The following is a 1995-nucleotide window of genomic DNA, read 5'->3' on the forward strand; positions in this document are numbered from 1 at the left end:
TTCAACTCCCTCGGTACGATTTAGTTTTCTCACAAATGCTCGCTTATTCGCAGGATTTCACCCTTGCAAGAAATATAGAAAGAGAGTAAGGGGGACCTTGTAGTAGACCAGGACAACATGAAGGCGTGAGGAAATAAAGGGGGAGGTTGCAGCCCCATATCCTTCCATATACTGCACGCATTCTCCACACCGCCCCTGGAGGTTTTCACTCCCATGTCTCAACGGGTCTATGCCCTCTCATTCCTTCGTTACGCCTTTCCAAGGGGTGGAGGCCGGTCATGCTAACGGTACGGGTCTGTGCCCTTTGGTTGAAAAAACCCGGTACTCCGTGCTTTCTTTGAAATCCCGCGAATAAGCCAAAATTCGTGTGTCGAAACGGTTGGATGTGCTTAAGCAGCTAGCTGTACTGGCATCGTTTTATGAGGATTGTAGGCTTCACGGCTGCGAGCCATGCCAACGAGTATGCGTGCTAATTTACCACACAGCTTCATAATGGACCTCATTTTCTTCATCTTCTTCACCTGCACATTGTGTGCGTGCATCGCTTGAAATTCCGGATTATTCATGACCAAACTCATCGTCATCATGAAGATAAATCGTCGGAGGCGAGAGCGCCCACGTTTGCTAATTTTCATCTGTCCGGTCCATTTTCCTGAGCTTGCTTCAGCAAGGTTAAGGCCTGCATGGCGGAGTAGGGCATTACCGTGAACAAAACCGCTTAAATCCCCAGCCTCTCCTAGAATACCGGCTAGTGAAATGGCGCTAATCCCTTTGACAGCAAGCATAGATTTCGCAAAAGGAATGCGACCTAAAACGGAAATGATCTCGGTCTCAACCGTTTTAAGCTGCTGGCAAGCAAGGTCGTATTCATCTAGCAACTGCTTTAAGTGAAGCTTGTAAGCATGCGTGGCTTGTTTTGATCCAACAGAACGGCTAGCAAGTGAGCAGAGAGCTCGAGCCTTACGCTCACCAGAATGCCGTTTCATAAGGGTTTTCCAACCTTTAATGATGTCTTGAGGCTGCAGCTTACTCAGATCTTCAGGCGTGGGAAAGAGACGCAAAGTAGCTAACGAGCCGACACACATTAAGCTCTTGAAGACTTGTCGCAGCTCTGGAAAAACAACGTCGACCCACCGATGGATTTGGTTCTTGGCGCTAACGAGTCTCGTTACGACAGAGTCGCGGTTTGAGAGATAGACACGTAATTCTTCGAATGCTTCAGGCGTGTTTCGGATGAACGAGTAGTAGCCGTTTTTAACCATGTCCGCGATGACAAGAGCATCCTTTTTGTCGCTCTTGGATGGCGTATTATCTCGGTTTTCTTTGTTCTTCTTAACCAGATGAGGATTAACGAGAACGACCTCAATCTGTTGCTTAGAGATCCATTTCGAGAGGTTGAGCCAGTAGTGCCCGGTAGGTTCCATGCCAACAATGGCTGCCGTTAAACCATGTGTTGCTTGCAGCGAATGAATCCACCGAAGCAAGATGTGAAATCCTTCTTCGTCATTTGAGAAGGAGAGAGGGCTGCCAACAACAATTCCTCTAAAGTTAACCGCACGTGCGACATGAATTTGTTGAGCGATGTCGATCCCGACGACAAGATGCTGGGCGGTAATTTTTTCAATGAGTTGATTTTGTTTGTCTTGCGATTTAAACTTCATAGTAGAGCGTCCTCCTGGATGATGGGATTTTAAGGGCTATGACCCGTTGCGTACTCCCATCGTACCGAGGCGCTTTTCTTTTTTCAAAGACGAAATTAATCCATCTACAGGAATGCTAACGGGCAGGTAATCGCACGATCCTTGGATACTGTCCGCGATCTTGCTTCGGCTTGAAAACGGGAACGAGCTATCGATTACCGTAATATCGGAGCCAGCCATTATCCGAAAAATGCCTTTGAGCTCTATAAGAGGGCAGATGAACGCATGTATAGGATGAAGAAAGATGCTATGCCGCACGTAAAAAAGAAGTCGACCATCTCGGTGGTCGGCCTCT

2 protein-coding genes are annotated in these 1995 nt (G+C 47.5%); both read right to left on the reverse strand.

All coding sequences use genetic code 11. The annotated features are described in order from the left end of the window. Positions 1-389 precede the first annotated feature (389 nt). The gene (locus BMY11_RS28320; RefSeq protein ID WP_090583857.1) at positions 390-1661 is read right to left on the reverse strand and encodes an IS110 family RNA-guided transposase; all 1272 of its coding nucleotides are present in this window, start codon (positions 1659-1661) and stop codon (positions 390-392) included. 36 nt (positions 1662-1697) lie between these two features. After that, positions 1698-1995, reverse strand: a 298-nt coding sequence (locus BMY11_RS29140; protein ID WP_218150221.1) for a hypothetical protein, incomplete at its 5' end; no start/stop codon positions are given.

The organism is Paenibacillus sp. OV219, assembly GCF_900110075.1.
Taxonomy (GTDB): Bacteria; Bacillota; Bacilli; order Paenibacillales; family Paenibacillaceae; genus Paenibacillus_Z.

Bases quoted from the DNA above. Each gene is read 5' to 3' on its own strand.
- BMY11_RS28320 (WP_090583857.1), bottom strand. From the start codon at position 1,661: ATGAAGTTTAAATCGCAAGACAAACAAAATCAACTCATTGAAAAAATT.